Here is an 18880-nt window from a genome sequence, read left to right as displayed (position 1 = left end):
GTTATACTCAAACTACGCATCGTGATCGCCAACAGCTCTATCTGGATTGGAAATTCCTCTAGAACTTGTCCGGATTGGGGATACGTTTTTTCCAGTTCGGAGTGTGCCTGTGCCGGCACTACCTGGAAGAGTAAAAACAATAACAGTAAGAGAATTACTTTCCGTATAGAATTCACGCTTGTCATCTTTCTTACTTGCGCTAATGCAGCGTTGGAGCTAACAGATGAAAACCCCACTGAAGAAGAAAATACAAGAATATCCCCAAAAAGAACAAGGAAGCGATCGGTCTATCTTCCGCTGCGTTCACAACAGGTAGTAAATCTGTTCCCGCTACGTAAAGAAAAATGCCCGCAGTAAAAGCAATCGCGATTGCCGTAATTTGTTCATGCGGCAAAGCGACGTGCGAGAGCATCATCGCAACGACGGCACCGAAAATGGTTGAAAGACCTAACAGAAGCGCTGCAACTACTGCCTGTCCCCGCTTTCTTGACATAGCAAAAACGATGGATGAAATGGTTAAACCATCAGGAATTTTATGCATCAGAATTGCAATTAACACTGTTACACCTAACCGAACGTCCACTTCAAAACTGGCAACGATGGATAACCCGTCAAAGAAGGTATGAATCATCATGCCAAAAAATGCTCCTACGGCAGCACTTTTCTCGTTACCATGATGATGCGTTTCTTCACCGAAATGGAAGTGGGACGCTACAAACTGCTGAAAGAAAAACAATGCCATAATTCCTGCCAAAACAAAAACCGGCGTTGTTGGCATTACTTCAATTGCCTCGGGGATTAAATCCATGATCGCAATTGAAAGGAGTAACCCTGCACTCAGCGCCATCAAACCATTGATGCCTCGTTTTGACCAGTGTTTTTTAAATAAGATGAATAACCCACCGACTACATTTGCAGCAGCGGCGAGGAGAACAAAACCGACTACACTCCAGCTCAATACGATCACACCTTATTTCGTACTCAGAAAAACGGAGGATTAACCCCCCCTTTCTTCACTTTTAACTCAGAAACGCATGCTATTTTAGGTAACACCAACAAAACGCGGATTTACACCGTTGGTGGGATCTGGACCTAAAAAAACCGGTTCTCACCATGCTTAGAAGTAATTTCGAATTCAACTCCTGGTTGGGAGCTGTGATAATTTGAATGATGCGACTGTTCTTTAGTGTCTATCTCCTCTTGTTACCAAATCGCCAATACCTATTGCTTGCTTACCCATTTGAATCCATGCCTGTTCAAACGCATCTTTTCTTTTTTTTATGTTTTTACCCGATGTTAAACTTGGATCGTTAAAATAAACATATTCTTGATCAACACCCGTTAAAAGAACGGAATGCTGATGCCAAGTAGTTGAAATAGGTCCGTCTTTCGTCATCCACTGGACTAACCTTGTATCAACTTTTTTATATTTGGTATTAACGATTACCCAAATCGGTTTTCCATTTTTCACAACGTGTAAAATATCATCAAATGACAAACCTGAATAATTGACTACTCGACTTCCTGCGTACTTTTGAGCTAATTTTTCAATAGGAGTATGAAAAACTCCGAACCCAGGTTTGCTCCTATCATACATATCGCCAACAAAACCCTTATAAGGATTCCCCCAAAACATTTGACCACTCTGATCATATGTTAAAGAGGTTCTATCTTTCGTGATTTCTGCGGCAAGCTCCATTTTATTTACCTGAAAACCGTAGTATTGCAATAACATAGCTAAAGCCGTAACTTCGCAACCACGTGGTAACTCTGGATGCTGACTTACAAAAGGGGCGTCAACATGGTCTTTATAAATATCGCCGGGTGTGAATGCTAATCAAAAAGTTGACCATTTTTGGAGCAAACGCTCATCTTCGAGTTGACCACCTACGATGCTTTTTTTCACACAAAGTAGCATTTTATTTCCTGCACCAAGGATCGTCAAGGATAAAGGGTAAACCCCTTGCTACGCAAGCCCTTGACGATCCTTGGCTCAGTAAAAACATTTGCAATTAGGTGTGAAAATGATGACGTGTGCTCAAACTGTCAGGTGGGTAACTTTATGATGAGCAAAGTGGTCAACATTTTGGTGAGCGTTCACAGCCGGGTCGTTTTCCCCAGACGGTCACTTGATTTTTGGTTCTTATTGTTACAGAAAACGGCAATGATTTCGCAAAGTGAATGGCTTCGGGTAAGCTTTTAAACCCTTGAAAAAACTGTCCTTCTTTGAAAAGTAAATAAGGGACATCATCTATTTCGTTCTTTTTCGTTCCTAATTTATTTTGTGCCACTTCAGCCTGGGGTAAACCCTTGATAACCTCAACAAGCTGATCGATGGTGATATGTTGTTTTCTTGCATAAAACATTCCGAAGAAACTTAATTCAAATAAAGTGATTACCGCTAAGATGTATCTTATCCTCTTCCATTTACTACCGAGGCCCATGGGATCACCTGATTACTTTTTTCGAAAGAGTAGTTATCTCATATATGCGTTGCCTGTACGTCCTTATTTGATCTTCTTGGCATGATAAAGGGACAAGGTTCCATAAATCGTCATGAATCTAGAAGTTTCTTTAACGACGTTAAATCCTGAATGCTTGATAAGTTTTGGCAATAAACCCTCTACGTTATCTTTGGTGGTAGTAAATCCATCAAGGATTTGAATGGACAAGAAGGCTATACGCATGAGTTGATTGTGAGGCTTTCCCCAATCCGCTAGATGAAGTTCACCATCTGGCTTTAAAACACGGTAAATCTCATCTAGTGTTGCTTTTTTACTTTCGTGGGATAAATGGTGAAACATTAGGCATGAAACAACTCGATCAAATGAATGATCCGGATACGGTAGCTCAAAAGACATTCCTTGATCAAAAATGATGTCCATTCCCACACTGGCGTTTTTTCCCCTGGCAATTTCGAGAACTTTTGGATCAGCATCCAATCCGAACACTTCCGTGTTCGGATTCGCTTGTTTTATGAGTAGAGTTAGCGTACCGGTTCCACATCCAAGATCAAGTACACGTTGTCCAGATCTGAGTTGAATTTGTTGGATGAGTCGGTTTTTAAAGGAAGATTCCCGCATTGTCCAGCGAAGAATCGGATCATAAATCGATGTAAGCCAATGAAATCGTAGAGCAGGGATAAAATCATTTCGCCTATCTTCCCCTTTTTTCATACGAAAACCCCTCTCAATTTGTTTTTACGTCAGGGACAACTTTGGTGAGCGGATTGCTTTAAATCAAAGCATATATTTGGACAGCCAGTCATATAAATACTTTAGTCATTCTACCCTTTAAAGGGGGATTATTATGTCCATCGAATGGGGAGCTAGTTTTCCTGTCCTAAGTGCAATTATTCTTGGAATAATCGGGGCAATGGAACCTTGTCAACTTTCGAACAACACGGCAGCTTTTTTGTTGATTGGAAAAAAGGGGGCCACTATTGAAAACCTACCAAAAAGGGAGTTCCTTTTTTTTGTCTTTGGAAAAATAATAGCTTACTGGGTGTTAGGTTTTTGCATCTTAACTTTTGGTCACAGCATCTCTGATACAATTTCTCCCTTATTTGATTGGGTTAACAAATTACTTGGTCCATTATTTATCTTAGTGGGTCTATTTCTGCTCAGAGTTATACACTTCCCTTTCAAAGGGCGTGGCTTTGTAACTCGAATGCTCCATCCTCTCTCCAGCAGGCAAGATAGTGGTGAAGCGGCCTTTGCGGTTGGAGTAGTTATGGCTTTAGGATTTTGTCCAACCATGTTTTGGTTATTTTTCGGTTTATTAGTTCCACTTATGTTTGCCAGTTCCCTTGGCGTCATACTCCCCGTTGTTTTTGCCTTGGGGACCGCAGTTCCCCTTTTCATTTCAATATGGTTATTGATCCGTTTACATAATCATCCCTCCGCCAATCGGCATTCCAAGCGATGGGGGTCAATCATACACCGTGTTGCCGGTGTCATTTTAATCTTGTTAGGGATTCGTGAAATTGTAACCTATTGGATATAGATTGGATTTGGAAATATCGAAATCGAATTGAAAGAGGATCGCTCCTTAGAATCCTGTAAAACCCCCATACAGTCGTATCAAAAAGACTGTGATATCCGTCATTTTGTTCGTGTACAACAGGATCCCAAATAAGATCATGAAGGCTCCTCCGATCTTCATAAACCGTTCTGAGTACTTTGCAATTGCATTTATTTTACTGATGAAGAACGTCATCAAGAAAAAAGGAATGGCAAATCCGAGTGTATAAGCAAGGGTATAGTATATTGCGTTTGTTGGATTTGTTACCCCCAGTACAATGATCGAGGATAAGATAGGACCCACACACGGTGTCCAACCTGCGGCATAGGTTACCCCAACGATAACGGAACCAAAATAACCCAACGGCCGATTCTTTACTTCAATCTTCCAACTTTTCATCAGCATTTCCGTTTTAAAAAAGCCCACCATGATCAGACCCAACAAGACTAAAAGAATGCCGCCAATTTGTCTTACTAATTCCTGATAGTCCGAAAACAGACTTCCTAGTAACGAGGTAGATAAACCAAGCGCAACAAATACAATGGAGAACCCTGTGATAAAAAACAGGGTATGGAACATAGCTTGACGTCTGAATAGGGACTGTAAAATATTTTGTGTAAACTCTCATTCCACATTCCATTACAATGAAACAAAGTGAGGTTGAGAGAACACATGGGACTCATTCCAAAAGACCAGCTGCGCCAACTTATCAAAGAACACAACTTGCAAACCATGGTGGATGTTCAAAAAGCCCTGAAGGACATTTTTGCAGAAACACTGCAAGAAATGTTGGAGGCCGAATTGGATACCGAATTGGGCTATGCCAAGCATGACAGCAAGCAGAAGCAGACGAAAAACAGTCGGAACGGCTATAGCAAAAAAACGGTTACGTCTGAGTATGGGGAGTTGGATCTCACGATTCCCCGTGATCGTCTTGGAGAATTTGAACCTGCGATTGTCAAGAAACACCAGAGACATGTAACGGGTATTGAAGATCAAATCGTCTCTATGTACGCCAAAGGCATGAGCACACGGGATATTCAGGATCATTTGCACAATCTGTATGGACTTGAGGTATCCCCGACCCTTATCTCCAACGTAACAGCTAAACTGTTACCTCTTATCAAGGAATGGCAAAATCGCCCGCTGCAAAGCGTGTATTCCGTTGTTTTCATGGATGCCATTCATTTTAAGGTAAAACAGGACGGGCAAATTATCAGCAAAGCCGCCTATATGGTCATTGGCATTGATTTGGAAGGCTATAAGGACGTTCTTGGCATCTGGATCGGAGAAAACGAGTCAGCCAAGTTCTGGCTACATGTGTTGACGGATCTGAAAAATCGTGGCGTTCAGGACATTTTGATTATCTGTGTAGACAATTTAAAAGGCTTCAGCGAAGCCATTGCAGCCAGCTATCCGCAAACGGAGGTTCAAAAATGTATCATCCACCAGATCCGCAATTCCATCAAATATGTGTCGTACAAGGATTTGAAGAAGATTACTACGGCCTTGCGTCCGATCTATACGGCCCCAACGGAAGAGGCGGCTCTCCTGGAATTGGATCAATTTGAGGAGACCTGGGGAAAACAGTATCCCCTGATTGTCCGGTCGTGGCGGAGTAACTGGGATGAACTGGCGACCTTTTTCAAGTACTCCCCTGAGTTGCGCAAGCTCATCTATACAACGAATATGATCGAAAGCTACCATCGACAACTCCGGAAGGTGACAAAGGGAAAAAGTATCTTTCCGACGGATGAATCGCTACTCAAAATGCTATATTTGGCGACGATGGATGTCATTCGGAAGTGGACAGGGCGGGTCCAAAATTGGGGGCAAATCCTTCTCCAGTTGACTGTACATTTCCCAGAACGGGTACAGATTCGATGAAGGGCTTTACATGGAGGGGCGGGCATGATAGGCTACTTTGCCTTGCGATGGTGTGAACTTCTCCATCGCCCAATCGCAAGAACTCATGCCCGCCAGTGGCTCCATGTCAAGCCCGACATATGAAGCATCGTTTTCACGTTTACACAAAAATCTTGACAGACTCTCTGAATACCAGCGGCCCCTTTTTTACCTCCTCAGCCGTAATACCTGTGATGTACGATAAAAAAGATGGATACAATGGTAGACAGCATGGGGAAATAAATGACAGTAAGCCCGCCCCAAACGCAAGCAACAACGAAACATTTGAATCCACTTGGAACCCTCCGATAATTATTACTTCGACTGTTTATTCATTCTTTTTCGTAAGGTGTTTTATGATTGTAAATATCAATTTAATGACTGGCAATAATACAAGGAATGCAACAAAAAATGCTAGGAGATATGGAGAAAGATTAGGCTTTTCGGAGGACACCTGATTCTTTTTTGTTTCAGGGGACATATGGCTTTCTCCCTCTATTGTCCCGTTTATCATCGGATTGCTTTGTACAGATATTGCATCAGCTTGCACGGATTCCGGGGAAAATAATTGTAAGAGAAAGAAAACGAAAGCAAGTGTTACATGAAATAATCTTACATCCATGATCTTCTCCCCCCTTTAACTAACGCATGTTTACAACATAAACTTGGTATTTAAGGTAAAATCTTCTGAATTTTGTTCAACATGATTGTCTCGGTCATTTCTCCGATAAACTGGTCACGGATGATGCCATCTTTATCAATAAAGTAGGTGTGTGGAATTGGGCTAATTCGATATAACTGGGTTACGATTCGTTCGCTATCCAACCAAATCGGAAATGTTGCGCCGACGGATTGCACAAATGGTTTAACAACGATCGGCGATTCTCCAATATTAATGCCAATGACAACCAATCCTTTTTCCTTGAATCGTTCATATTGTTTCTCTAACGCTGGCATTTCCGTTTTGCAGGGTATACACCAGGATCCCCAAAAATTTAGAACAACTGCTTTCCCACGGTAATCGGAGAGCTTTTTAAATGTGTCATCATCCAGTTGCTTTAGGCTGAAGTTAGGTGCTTCTTTCCCCACTTCCGGTCCCTCTTCTTTAAAGGCACTCGAGTATATCGCAAACCCTAGCGCAAATATAACAAAAGCATAATTCCAGAACGAACGAATAAACGGACTCCTCTCGACATAAGCTCCTCCAACCTCACAGAATTTGATTATTATTCGATTTCTCTCGTCGTCCGTTTCAACTTGTCTTCTTTCCAGCTTGTCACTGCGAGTATCACCCCACCGATAACGATTGCGGTATCCGCGGTGTTAAAGATCGGGTAGTTAATAAAACGGATATCAAAAAAATCGACGACTTCTCCGTAAAAAACCCGGTCAACAACATTTCCGAGTGCTCCTCCCAGAAACAATCCCAGCCCGAACTGCTGCATTCGATTTGTGATCTTTTTTGCATAGATGGAACCTGCTGCGACTACAACGATAGCAATCGTTATAAGAAGCCATCTTTGCCCAGCCATAATCCCCCATGCAGCTCCAGGGTTCCGATGGGATGTTAGATGGAATATGCCTTGAATAAGTGGAATCGTTTCCCCTAGCTCCATATAATTTTTAACTACAAACTTTGCTGCTTGATCAATACATACCGCGATTATCATCCAAAAATAGACCATTTCACACCTCATTGTCATTGGTACAGGTTAAAAACCTTGATCCCTTTGATACCCCTCGGTCACTTTCAAACGCACGGTTAGCCGATTCGGTACCGTTTGTATTAGTTGAACCACCTGACCGAGATCCATATAAGTCGCTACACTCCATTTGATCTATTGGTTAACGGCAAAAGCGAAAATCGCGACGATATAGTAACGAACCAGATACACACATCTTTTCAAAGAAAGAGTCAGGGGCGTAATACCCCTAACTCGCCAGAGTATTTATTCTTTCACACGCATGAGTCTCAATCCGTTTAATGCAACCAGGAGTGTTGCGCCCATATCGGAAAGGATGGCAATCCACAGCGTCAGCCAACCTGGAATAACGAGCAGCAAAGCAATCAATTTAATCGCGAGCGCAAAGGTGATGTTTTGTTTGATGATGCTCAATGCATTTCGGCTTAGTTTTATCGCGAATGGCAGTTTCCTTAAATCGTCACCCATCAAAGCCACATCTGCCGTTTCCAGCGCGGTGTCAGTGCCGGCTCCGCCCATGGCGATGCCAACCGTAGAAGCGGCCAGTGCAGGGGCATCATTCACGCCATCCCCGACCATGGCTACGTTTCCGTAATCGGATCTCAATTGTTTAATAAAGTCCAATTTTTCCTGCGGCAGCAGTTCCGCCTGAACATCCGATACGCCGACATGTCCGCCGACGGCAGTTGCCGTACCCTTGTTATCGCCGGTAAGCATAATGGTTTTTTTGATACCCAGATGGTGCAGCTTTTGAATAACGTCCTTACTTGACTCGCGAACTTCGTCCGCTACGGCGATCACCGCGAGAATTGCACTGTCAGTTCCGACAACCATTGCCGTCTTGCCCTGGTTTTGAAGGGTTGTAACCAACTGCTCTTGCTCGCTGCTGAAATGAACTGTCGGCAGTTCCTTGAAGAGTTTTGGATTGCCAATGTAAAACGTCGTTCCGTTGACAATCCCTTTAATGCCTTTGCCTGTAATCGAAGAAAAATCTTCAACGCTGACATCAGAGTACGAAATGTTTTCCTCTTCGGCCTTTCTCATGATCGCTGACGCGAGAGGATGTTGAGAGCGGTACTCTAATGCAGTAATGACGGAAAACAATTCCGATTCATTTGTCTCATTGTTAAACACCTTGAAATCCGTTACAACCGGGACTCCTTTTGTGAGCGTGCCGGTTTTATCAAATGCAATAGCCTTCAAGGCTCCCATTTCTTCGAGATACACGCCGCCTTTGATCAGGACACCGTTTTTGGCCGCATTTCCGATCGCCGACACGATGGAAATGGGAGTCGATATCACAAGTGCGCAAGGACAACCTACAACGAGTACAGATAAGCCTTGATAAATCCATGCCGCCCAACTTCCATCAAAGAAAAGCGGAGGAATAACCGCAACTAAAGCGGCAACTATCATGATGATGGGTGTGTAGTATTTCGCAAATTTATCAACAAACGCTTGTGAAGGAGCACGTTCACCCTGTGCTTCCTCAACCAGATGAATAATCTTCGCAATGGTTGTATCATCCACAAGTTTTGTTACCTTAACTTCAAGCAATCCTTCTTCATTTAACGTGCCGGCAAAGACATCGTCATTGACCGTCTTTTCTACCGGCACGGACTCACCGGTAATAGCAGCTTGATTCACGGCGGAGTATCCACTTACAACCACACCGTCCATAGCGATCTTTTGACCGGGTTTCACGATCATAATGTCCCCGACGGCGATATCATCGACATGGATCATCATCTCTTGTCCATTACGTCTTACAAGAGCTTCTTTTGGAGCGATGTCCATTAAGGAGCGAATCGATTGTCTCGCACGATCCATAGAGAAGCGTTCCAAGGCTTCACTAATGGCAAACAAAATAACGACGATCGCGCCTTCTGCCCATTCTCCGATAATCGCGGCTCCAATAATGGCCACTGTCATCAAGGTTTTCATGTCAAATTCAAACCGAAGCAAGTTTTGGAAACCAACTTTAAATAGTGAAAATCCCCCCATTACAATAGAGGCCGCAAATAATAAGGAAGTGATCAGGTTTTCTTCGCCATTGACATACTGGGAAAGATAACCGAATACGAGCAATAACGTCGCATTCAGTAACGTGCTGTACTTTTTATAGAATGGCTCCTTGACTTCCTTTTTGACTTCTACCGTCGCTGCCCGTACGGGTTTTTCCGGCGTTACCTTCAGATTTTCAAATGCGCCGGCTTTCTCCAGTTCTTCAATCGTTGCATCACCGTACACGGTGATTTTTGAAGCGCCAAAGTTCACTTTTGCATCCCGAACGCCAGGAATCTGCTTCACATTATTCTCAAACTTCCCTGCGCAATTCGCGCAGGTGAATCCTTCAACGCGGTAGACATTTTTGCTGTCCATGGGTTCTGCCACTTTACTCAATGCCGACAACCTCCTTCTGATGCTCAATGGCGAGCCTAAGCATTTGTTTAATCTGCTCGTCTTCCAGTGAATAAAAAACAAGCTTTCCTTCCTTGCGGTACTTCGCAATACCCATATTCCGCAACAGCCGTAAATGATGGGACACTGTCGCCACGGTTGAGCCGATAATATTGGCTACATCGCACACGCACAGTTCATCCTCATCGCACAGCGCATAAGCCACTTTTAGGCGCGTATGGTCTGCAAGCACCTTAAAGATTTGGGCCATGTCCTGAAAATAATGTTTGTTTAGCTTTTCCTTAACCCGACTTACCTTTTGCTCATCAAAACAAAAGATATCGCAAGTATCTCCACGTTCCACACGGGATCACCTCGATCAAATACTTATTTGATTATTATCATAGACCTCGTCGGATCGTTTGTCAAAAGAAAAATCCTTAAATATGAATGGGATGGCCAAGTGCCACCTCTGCAGCTTCCGCTGACAGTTCCCCAAGTGTCGGATGCGCATGGATCGTAAGGGCCAAATCTTCCATGGTTGCTCCCATTTCGATTGCCAGGGCGATCTCCGGAATCAGATCAGATGCGTTTGTGCCGACGATTTGCCCGCCAAGGATGAGCCCTGTTTTCTTATCACCAACAAGCTTGACAAAGCCCTCGGGCGCCGTTAAGGATAGTGCTCGCGCATTGGCCGCGAACGGGAACTTGCCAACCATCACTTCAAATCCTTGCTCCTTGGCCTCGGATTCGCTGAGGCCCACAGAAGCGATCTCGGGATCGGAAAAGACGACCGCCGGTATCACTTTATAGTCGAAGGCGCTTGGCAACCCAGCAATTGCTTCGGCAACAACTTTTCCTTCATAGGATGCCTTATGCGCAAGTGCAGGTCCGGGTATAATATCGCCAATCGCGTGAATGTGAGGTATGGATGTTCGCCCTTGTTGATCAACTTCAACCAGCCCCCGGTCACCAATTTTTACCCCGATCCTGTCGAGACCGAGCTCCCCGTCCGTATTTGGACGACGGCCAACCGTGACCAAAACATAATCTGCGGTTACTTGTTTTTGCTCGTTATTAACGGTAAATGTAACGGTAATGTCTTTATCCGTTTGCGCGGCTGACTGAGCCATAGCTTCCGTGTAAACGATCGTACCAAGTGCATCCAAATGTTTGCTGATAATACGGGTAATGTCTTTCTCGAATCCCGGCAGTATGGTCGGCGTTCCTTCCAGTACCGTCACCTGCGATCCAAACTTGGCGTACATTTGCCCAAGCTCGATGCCAATGTATCCTCCGCCGATCACAATTAGACGCTGGGGAATCTCCGTCAAACTGAGCGCCTCGGTCGATGACAAGATACGACCGCCGTAAGGGAATGGTTTTAGTTCGATCGGCCGGGAGCCAACGGCGACAATACAGTGATCAAACCGGTAACGAAGCGTTTCCTGTTCGTTATAAACACGTGCTTCGCGCTCATTGATAAATACTGCTTCTCCTTTGAACACCGTGATCTTATGTTTCTTCATCAGCGAATGGATACCCATCTTAAGCCGGTTTACAACATCCGACTGCTTCCAATGCTGAATCTGAGCGAAGTCAATCTCCACATTATTTGCTATTAATCCGGAGATGCCGGAATTTCGCATGTGTTCATACCGGTGGGCAGCGGAGATCAGGGCTTTGGACGGAATACAGCCACAGTTGAGACAAACGCCACCCATTTCCGATTTTTCAACGAGTACCACTTTTTTGCCTAGCTGCGCCGCTCTAATCGCAGCAACATATCCCCCTGAACCGCCGCCGATGACCAACAACTGGGTGTGATGAATTGCATCCCCTACTACCATTGTGTTTCCCTCCAGTTCGTGTTTTCAAATGTGATTGTTACCCAAACAGCCTCATCAGATATTCAAATGAATCACCGTGCAGCATAATCGAAACACCTAAGGCGATAAAAACCAGCGGCACGATGACACTTCCGTATTTCTGCAACATCTTTAAGATGGTCGGAAAACTTGCGAGGCGATAACCCAGGAAACACCAGACCGCGACCATGACAAGGAAGACTATCGCGATGTATAACAGGGAGGCATTACCCTGGCTCGTAAAATAAGGAATGTAAATCCCAAGGTTATCCCCCCCGTTTGCAAAGGTAATCGCAGCCACTTTACCGGTTAGTGGTCCAAACAAACGATTGTTCGAGGGCTCAGCCTTTACATCGCCCAATTTCTCAAGCGCCTCTTCCGCCTCATCTTCTTCCTCTTTTTTCAGGAACATGCGAATACCGAGAAAAATGGGTATCAGCCCGAGGAAGCCGGCCCACTCCGGTGGCAGAAACGTAAAGCCGAAGGCTCCAAGTAAGCTCAGTATGACCAGAATCCCAAATCCAAGGTATTGACCAAGAACAACTTGGGCATGACGTACTTTCTCAATCTGGGCGAAAAAGATCATGAGCACAAAAATATCGTCAATGTTTGTAACGATGAATGTTCCAATCGCACTAAGAATCAACGTGATCGACATAGTTTTTTTCCATCCTTTGGTGTATTGTCCGGTGTTTGGCCACCACACCACCATCTCATAGTGGGTGCAAGTGATACCAAGTGTTGGCCACGGTCGAGCCAATAATATGTGTCACATAATCACCACTCATTCCAACGTTCGTTTGATTGTTATTGTAATACTATTTACGCTAACAGTCAAACGATCATTTGAGCAAAAGCGTAAATAAACCTTGTGACAAATACAAATAATACTTTCGAGAATAGTATCTACATCTGCAAAAGGGGATTATGAGCGTTGAAAATTGGGAAATGGTTGCTCATTCTCGGAATTGGCATTGTGGGGCTCGGCGCTGTTTGTTTTTACAATAGCTCATTTCAATACGGCTATGTTCCCCCCCAAAACAAAATCCTCACGAGAGGAACCATCAATGTATCGTCAGCCAATCAGCAGCAGTTTGATGTGTGGGGAAAGTCGATATCACGGAAAGAAGCTTCGATTCTTCAGAAAACACCGGAAGGACGCAAACTCCTAGCTCCGGAAAACGGTGCGATTGAAGTGACCAACTCCTTGCTTACTTTGGGGAGAAAAGCGTTTTACACAGAAACCTTCGGCAACGAGGTGTTTATGACCGACATTCTGGGAATTGTTGACGGTCCGCTCACTCTCTCTAGTTTTGCAAAGGCGATCAGGGATCTAAAGGGTGAGGGTACTTCTAACCTTCGTGTGGAGTTAGCTCAGACGGTTAAGGTTGGAGGAAAAACATTCACAAAAGGTCAAAAGATCGACACCGGTCTCGATGTTCCCAAAGGGGCATATGTTCCTTTAGGCATGCCAGTGAGCTTTGCGGAGGGAAGAATCAAAGTGGGAATCAGTTGCGCCGCCTGCCATGCAACTGTCGATCGGAAAACGAAATTGGTTGTCGAAGGAGCGCCCAATACAGATTTAAACGCAGGTTTGCTATTGGCATTAGCCACGAATTCCGCAGCGTATTTTACACATGCTGAAATCGAGGATCTAAAGAAATACATGAACAATTTGGATAGGCCTGTCGTGAATTCCGAAGGAAAAAAATCTGCTTTACCCGATTCGAAGTCACTCGAAGATGCGGTTGATTCAACCTTTCTCAAATGGGCACCCGGAAACTTCGATTCCACCATTGATCTTAAAAGCAATCCCAGTCAAATTCCAGATTCGTTCACGCTCGGCGATCACCCGTATGGCTGGAGTGGTTTTGCAGCTGCAGGGCCATTTAAAGGATTAAGTGTCTTCAGCAACAACGTGCATGCCCAGAATTCGGATTCCCTTTCGCAGTCGGAGATTAGCGGTCCCCTTTTCGGCATTGACAAGGAAGTGTATCTGGGAACAATCCTGCAAAACGCGGCAAATCCAAAATACCGTTATACTCCCGAAAGTGGAAGCAAACCATCTGAGTTTTTTGCCACTGTGGACCCGACACCCGGCGTCCCCGGTGTCAATCAAATGATAAAGCCTCCGACGTTCCCGAATGTATCTTTGGTGGCTCCGGATGGGCTGTTTCTCAGTTCTCCGGGATTTCGGGTAGCGGAACAGGTAAACGGCATCGCAGCTTGGCAAAACACGCTTGTGCCTCCCAAACAATCTGAACCAGTGACATCTCAAACAGTAGACCTGGGCAAAAACGTATTTCAGCGAGCTGGGTGTATAACGTGTCATGCAGGTACTGCCCTTACGAATAATCGAGTGATATCGGCAACTATCATCAAAACTGATCCCTCCCGTGCGAAGGCGTTAAAGAAAACGGAAAAAGTATTTGTCGACCCAGTCTTTTATCCACCCAACACGCCTGCACCGGTTCCTCCCGGCTCTCGTACAATAAATGTACCTACTCATCATTTAGATGAGGAACAGATTAAGCTAGGATTTGCGCACGGAAACTCCCCAGGCGGCTACAAGGTCCCGAGTTTAATCGGACTTTTCTGGTCAGCGCCTTATTTGCACGATGGCGGAGTCTCCGTCGGACCGGATATACATCGTGACCTAGGAATGCCAGGAACTCTGCTGAAAGGTATTGAACCCGACCCGGCCAACAGCCTGCGGGCTTTGGTGGATAAGGAATGGAGAAAGAAAGTCATCTCTGCCAATCAAGCTTCGAAAGACCTTGATTTTACTCATACAAAAGGCATTGGGCACGAGTATTGGGTAGATACTTCAACCGGATTTACTCGTGAGGAACAGGATGCCCTCATTCAATATCTGCTTTCTTTGGATGGGGCAACCTCTCCATAACAACTCTGCACGAACAAAATGAAGATCGTTGGATTGCGCTCAAATGCTCCAACGGTCTTTTTATTTCCGATCATGATTTTTCCTTGCAGGTACCTAAAGTGTTAGTCTTCCCTTCGTTTTGAAAGAAAAAAAAGCGAATGTCAGTGGACTACTCTATCCGTATTGGGGAACTGCTGAATAACAAAATGTGTGCTCATGTCAAAAAGCATACTTTATGACACGATGGAAAATAGGTCGTCATCTGTATGTCATAAAGTGTCCTTTTTTATTTCGCAATATTTCATTTTATTGGTATACTTTTTGAAATATATTATAGAGGAGAGTTGATATTTTGAAGCTGGGGTATGCTCGCGTTTCCGCCAAAGATCAAAATCCCGAACGGCAGATTAAAAAAATGCGTGAACTTGGAATTGAAGAGCGCTATATCTTCGTTGACAAGCAAAGTGGAAAGGACTTTAACCGACCACAGTATCAGGCGATGCGTCTAATCATACGTGAAGGTGATTTGCTGTATCTTGATGCACTGGATCGATTAGGTCGGGATTATGATGGAATCATTCGGGAATGGAAGTATATTACACGTGAGCTTAATGCAGATATTGTGGTACTAGAAAATGAGACTTTGTTCGATAGTAGGAAATTCCGAAGCATGGGTGATCTTGGAAAGCTGATGGAGGACCAATTTTTAAGCCTGCTTTCCTATGTGGCCGAGCAAGAACGTAAAAAAAATAAGCAACGGCAGGCCGAAGGAATAGAAGTGGCAAAGAATAACGGCGTGAGATTCGGACGACGTAAGTACGAGATAAATGCGGAATTTATTCAGGTGTATAATGAGTGGAAATCCGGATCGATTACTGCGACGGAAGGAATGAAGCGTCTTGAATTAAAGCCCAATACGTTTTATCGGCGCGTAAAGGAGTATGAAAATCAAAGAAAGGTGCGAGTACCTTGCGCGGAAAAGAGCTCCTAACAACAGACCAGAGACTAGAATGGATGACCCCTTCTAATGGTGAATGGGAACTTGCTACATACTACACTTTCTCGCAACATGATTTGGACATCATTAATCGTCACCGGCGAGACTACAATCGATTAGGCTTTGCCGTCCAATTAGCTCTACTCCGCTACCCAGGCTGGAGCATAACTGATATGAAGGAAATCCCTGACTTTTTGCTTGACTATCTGGCCAAGCAGCTGGATATTGAGCCAGGAGTTTTTTCTTTGTATGCCCGAAGGGAAAACACACTATGGGATCATCTGAAAGAAATTCGAGAGGAATATCGGTATACTACGTTTACAACAAATGATTATCGCCGGTTGCTGAAATACTTATTTAAGCTGGCGCTGGAAAATGGGAACGCTGTTCACTTAATTCGTTCGGCATTAGATGAGATGCGTCGCTCAAAAATTATCCTACCGGCTATTACGACGATCGAGAGGGTTGTATGGGAAGCGCGGCATCGTGCGGAAGAACGAATTTACCGACTGATCCACTTATCTCTAACCTCTTCCCAAAAACAGAAACTAGACAAGCTTATCGAACCAGTGATTGGTACCGGAAAAACAAAACTTGGATGGCTAAAAGAAACGACTGGACAATTCTCTCCTGAAGCGTTTTTAAAGGTTATTGAACGGTTAGATTATATACGAAGTTTGCAATTAAACATCGATACGAGATCGATTCATCCGAACCGGTTAAGACAGCTCTCGCGTCTAGGTTCACGATACGAGCCGCAATCCTTTCGACGCTTCCATGAAGCAAAACGATATACGGTCTTGGTGGCGTATCTATTGGATCTTAGCCAGGATTTAGTTGACCAGGCATTTGAGATCCACGATAAGCAAGTCTTAACCTTGCAATCAAAAGGACGTAAACAGCAAGAAGAGATACAGAAACAGAACGGCAAAGCTGTAAATGAAAAAGTTGTCCATTATGCAGACTTAGGAGATGCGCTTATCAAAGCTCGGGATCAGGGTATTGATCCTTTTGTTATGTTAGAAACGGTTATGCCGTGGGAAAAGTTTGTTGAATCTGTAGAAGAAGCGAAGAAACTATCGCGGCCACTTGATTATGACTATTTAGATCTTTTAGAAAGTCGGTTTAATTATCTTCGAAAGTACACGCCGACCCTACTGAACGCGTTAGAATTCCGTTCAACGAAGTCAGCCGAACCGTTAATGAGAGCGCTCGATACGATTCGAGAGATGAATCAAACCGGTAAACGAAAAATACCTGAAGGGGCTCCTTTAGATTTTGTATCCAACCGATGGCAAAAGCATGTTTTCGACGAGGATGGGACCATTAATCGACATTACTACGAGATGGCTGCACTTACGGAATTACGAAACTATGTGAGATCCGGAGATGTTTCTATTGTTGGGAGCAGGCAGCATAAAGACTTTGACGAGTACCTAGTGCCCCAAGACGAATGGAAATTTACTCAGGCGACTGGTACCAGGTTGGCCGTGAGTCTAAATGTTGATGAATATCTTGAGGAAAGAACTTCGTCCCTTCTACACCGACTACAGTGGATTAGTGAAAACATCGACGCGCTTGAAGGAGTAAACATAGAAAAAGGTAGATTACATGTTCATCGGCTGGAAAAGGACGTTCCTGAAGAAGCGAAACAATACAGCTCCACTCTCTACGGCATGCTGCCACGAGTGAAGCTGACCGACCTACTTTTAGAGGTAGCAAGTTGGACTGGCTTTGATGAGCAGTTTGTCCATGCTTCGACCAATCGTCACCCTAAAGCCGAGGAAAAACCGATTGTTCTGGCAGCACTCATGGCTATGGGAACGAACATCGGCCTAACAAAAATGGCTGATGCAACGCCTGGCATTTCGTATCATCAAATGGCCAACGCTGCTCAATGGAGAATGTACGATGATGCTATGAACAGAGCGCAAGCAACACTTGTAAACTTTCATCATCGACGTTCATTAGCAGCATATTGGGGAGATGGGAGCACATCCTCATCCGATGGTATGCGTGTGCAAGTGGGTGTTTCGTCTCTTAGTGCCGATCCTAACCCTCATTATGGATCAGGCAAAGGGGCTACGATTTATCGATTCGTCAGCGATCAATTTTCATCGTTCTATACGAAAGTGATTAATACGAACGCTCGTGACGCAGTACATGTTATTGATGGGCTATTACATCATGAGTCGGATCTGTCAATTGAAGAGCATTACACAGATACCGCGGGTTATACGGATCAGGTTTTTGGATTGACTCATTTACTTGGGTTTCGATTTGCCCCACGCCTTCGTGACTTATCAGACTCAAAGCTGTATGTGATCGGAAAACCAAGCGACTTTCCAAAGTTGGAGAATCTTCTGCGTGGCCAAATTGATATGAAGGTCATTCGTGATAACTACGATGATGTTTTGCGCCTGGCACATTCTATTCGGGAGGGCAAAGTGTCCGGTGCGCTTATCATGGGTAAGCTTGGCTCCTACGCTCGCCAAAATAGAGTTGCCAAAGCACTTCGAGAAATGGGGCGAATTGAAAAGACAATCTTTATCTTAGACTATATCTCAAGCGAATCGATGCGCCGCCGTATCCAACGCGGATTAAACAAAGGTGAAGCAATGAATGCTCTGGCGCGAGCCATTTTCTTCGGGAAACATGGAGAGCTGAGAGAGCGTGCTTTGCAGGATCAGCTGCAGCGTGCAAGTGCTTTAAACATCCTGATTAATGCAATTAGTGTTTGGAATACGGTATATCTTGGGAAAGCCACTGATCTACTCCGGAGTAAAGGTGCGTTACGAGAGGATTTATTAAAGCATATGTCTCCGCTAGGTTGGGAGCATATCAACTTCCTTGGCGAGTATCGCTTTGATCCTAAAGGATTTACCACTTTGGAATCCTTGCGACCGTTGAACGAGGGATAGCAATAAAGCCGGTTACACCGTTAACGTGGTGAAAACCGGCCTTTTTTGTGTTCCATTCTTCTTAGCGTTGTAAATCCGCGTTTTGCTGGCGGTACCCCATCATATGTTTCAAGAATTTATTATTGGACAGGATTCTATGACAGAGGAACTTGGAAAGTAGATGAGATTAACTGGCTTAC

General features: G+C 44.3%; 17 protein-coding genes and 1 pseudogene. 5 read left to right on the top strand and 13 right to left on the bottom strand.

Annotation, left to right across the window (positions count from 1 at the left end):
- Nucleotides 1–199: 199 nt before the first annotated feature.
- From M655_RS01835 to M655_RS01820, 4 genes are all read right to left on the bottom strand, one after another.
- Nucleotides 200–967 (bottom strand): ZIP family metal transporter, encoded by a 768-nt coding sequence (locus M655_RS01835; protein WP_244944354.1) that lies wholly within the window; start codon nt 965–967, stop codon nt 200–202.
- 216 nt (nt 968–1183) lie between these two features.
- Complete coding sequence (locus tag M655_RS01830; RefSeq protein ID WP_152344107.1) at nt 1184–1816, bottom strand: C39 family peptidase; 633 nt, start codon at nt 1814–1816, stop codon at nt 1184–1186.
- 262 nt (nt 1817–2078) lie between these two features.
- Nucleotides 2079–2444, bottom strand: coding sequence for a hypothetical protein (locus tag M655_RS01825; RefSeq protein WP_286085951.1), 366 nt, complete (start codon nt 2442–2444; stop codon nt 2079–2081).
- Between the two features lie 63 nt (nt 2445–2507).
- A complete protein-coding gene (locus tag M655_RS01820) occupies nt 2508–3176 on the bottom strand; it encodes a class I SAM-dependent methyltransferase (RefSeq protein ID WP_026557609.1) in 669 nt (222 codons plus the stop codon).
- A gap of 133 nt (nt 3177–3309) precedes the next feature.
- Between M655_RS01820 and M655_RS01815 the strand changes: the two genes are divergently transcribed.
- On the top strand, nt 3310–4005 hold the full coding sequence (locus M655_RS01815) for a sulfite exporter TauE/SafE family protein (RefSeq protein ID WP_051353915.1): 696 nt from the start codon (nt 3310–3312) through the stop codon (nt 4003–4005).
- A gap of 45 nt (nt 4006–4050) precedes the next feature.
- Here the strand turns inward: M655_RS01815 and M655_RS01810 are convergent, their stop codons facing one another.
- On the bottom strand, nt 4051–4602 hold the full coding sequence (locus M655_RS01810; protein ID WP_051353919.1) for a cytochrome c biogenesis CcdA family protein: 552 nt from the start codon (nt 4600–4602) through the stop codon (nt 4051–4053).
- A 93-nt stretch (nt 4603–4695) separates the two neighbouring features.
- On the opposite strand from M655_RS01810, the gene M655_RS01805 reads away from it, so the two are divergent.
- Nucleotides 4696–5910, top strand: coding sequence for an IS256 family transposase (locus tag M655_RS01805; protein WP_286085903.1), 1215 nt, complete (start codon nt 4696–4698; stop codon nt 5908–5910).
- Between the two features lie 163 nt (nt 5911–6073).
- Here M655_RS01805 and M655_RS01800 read toward each other — a convergent pair.
- The 8 genes and pseudogenes from M655_RS01800 to M655_RS01765 form a co-directional block, all read right to left on the bottom strand.
- A pseudogene (locus M655_RS01800) lies at nt 6074–6223 on the bottom strand (cytochrome c biogenesis protein CcdA); the annotation flags it as partial.
- Between the two features lie 33 nt (nt 6224–6256).
- Nucleotides 6257–6550, bottom strand: a complete 294-nt coding sequence (locus M655_RS01795; protein ID WP_026557610.1) for a hypothetical protein — start codon at nt 6548–6550, stop codon at nt 6257–6259.
- Between the two features lie 50 nt (nt 6551–6600).
- On the bottom strand, nt 6601–7074 hold the full coding sequence (gene resA, locus M655_RS01790; RefSeq protein WP_244944357.1) for a thiol-disulfide oxidoreductase ResA: 474 nt from the start codon (nt 7072–7074) through the stop codon (nt 6601–6603).
- 80 nt (nt 7075–7154) lie between these two features.
- Nucleotides 7155–7613: a signal peptidase II gene (gene lspA / locus M655_RS01785; RefSeq protein ID WP_026557612.1), complete on the bottom strand. Its 459-nt coding sequence runs from the start codon at nt 7611–7613 to the stop codon at nt 7155–7157.
- Nucleotides 7614–7877: 264 nt separating this feature from the next.
- A complete protein-coding gene (locus M655_RS01780; RefSeq protein ID WP_035422964.1) occupies nt 7878–10013 on the bottom strand; it encodes a heavy metal translocating P-type ATPase in 2136 nt (711 codons plus the stop codon).
- Between the two features lie 13 nt (nt 10014–10026).
- Nucleotides 10027–10395, bottom strand: a complete 369-nt coding sequence (locus M655_RS01775) for an ArsR/SmtB family transcription factor (RefSeq protein ID WP_026557614.1) — start codon at nt 10393–10395, stop codon at nt 10027–10029.
- Between the two features lie 76 nt (nt 10396–10471).
- Entirely contained in the window at nt 10472–11881 is a 1410-nt protein-coding gene (gene lpdA, locus M655_RS01770) for a dihydrolipoyl dehydrogenase (protein ID WP_026557615.1), read from the bottom strand.
- Nucleotides 11882–11918: 37 nt separating this feature from the next.
- Nucleotides 11919–12557 carry a cadmium resistance transporter gene (locus M655_RS01765; RefSeq protein ID WP_026557616.1) on the bottom strand — a complete coding sequence of 213 codons (639 nt, stop codon included), beginning with the start codon at nt 12555–12557 and terminating at the stop codon, nt 11919–11921.
- 282 nt (nt 12558–12839) lie between these two features.
- On the opposite strand from M655_RS01765, the gene M655_RS01760 reads away from it, so the two are divergent.
- From M655_RS01760 to M655_RS01750, 3 genes are all read left to right on the top strand, one after another.
- Nucleotides 12840–14804, top strand: a complete 1965-nt coding sequence (locus tag M655_RS01760) for a hypothetical protein (protein WP_035422965.1) — start codon at nt 12840–12842, stop codon at nt 14802–14804.
- Between the two features lie 331 nt (nt 14805–15135).
- Nucleotides 15136–15774, top strand: coding sequence for a recombinase family protein (locus M655_RS01755; protein WP_035422914.1), 639 nt, complete (start codon nt 15136–15138; stop codon nt 15772–15774).
- Complete coding sequence (locus tag M655_RS01750) at nt 15753–18701, top strand: Tn3 family transposase (RefSeq protein WP_026557618.1); 2949 nt, start codon at nt 15753–15755, stop codon at nt 18699–18701. The genes M655_RS01755 and M655_RS01750 overlap by 22 nt, the downstream gene beginning before the upstream one ends.
- The last annotated feature ends 179 nt before the right edge of the window (nt 18702–18880 follow it).

The organism is Brevibacillus sp. NSP2.1, from assembly GCF_000470975.2.
In the GTDB taxonomy this organism is placed as follows: domain Bacteria; phylum Bacillota; class Bacilli; order Brevibacillales; family Brevibacillaceae; genus Brevibacillus; species Brevibacillus agri.
Note: the sequence above shows the minus strand (reverse complement) of the source record. Positions and strands in the feature narration are given on the sequence as shown.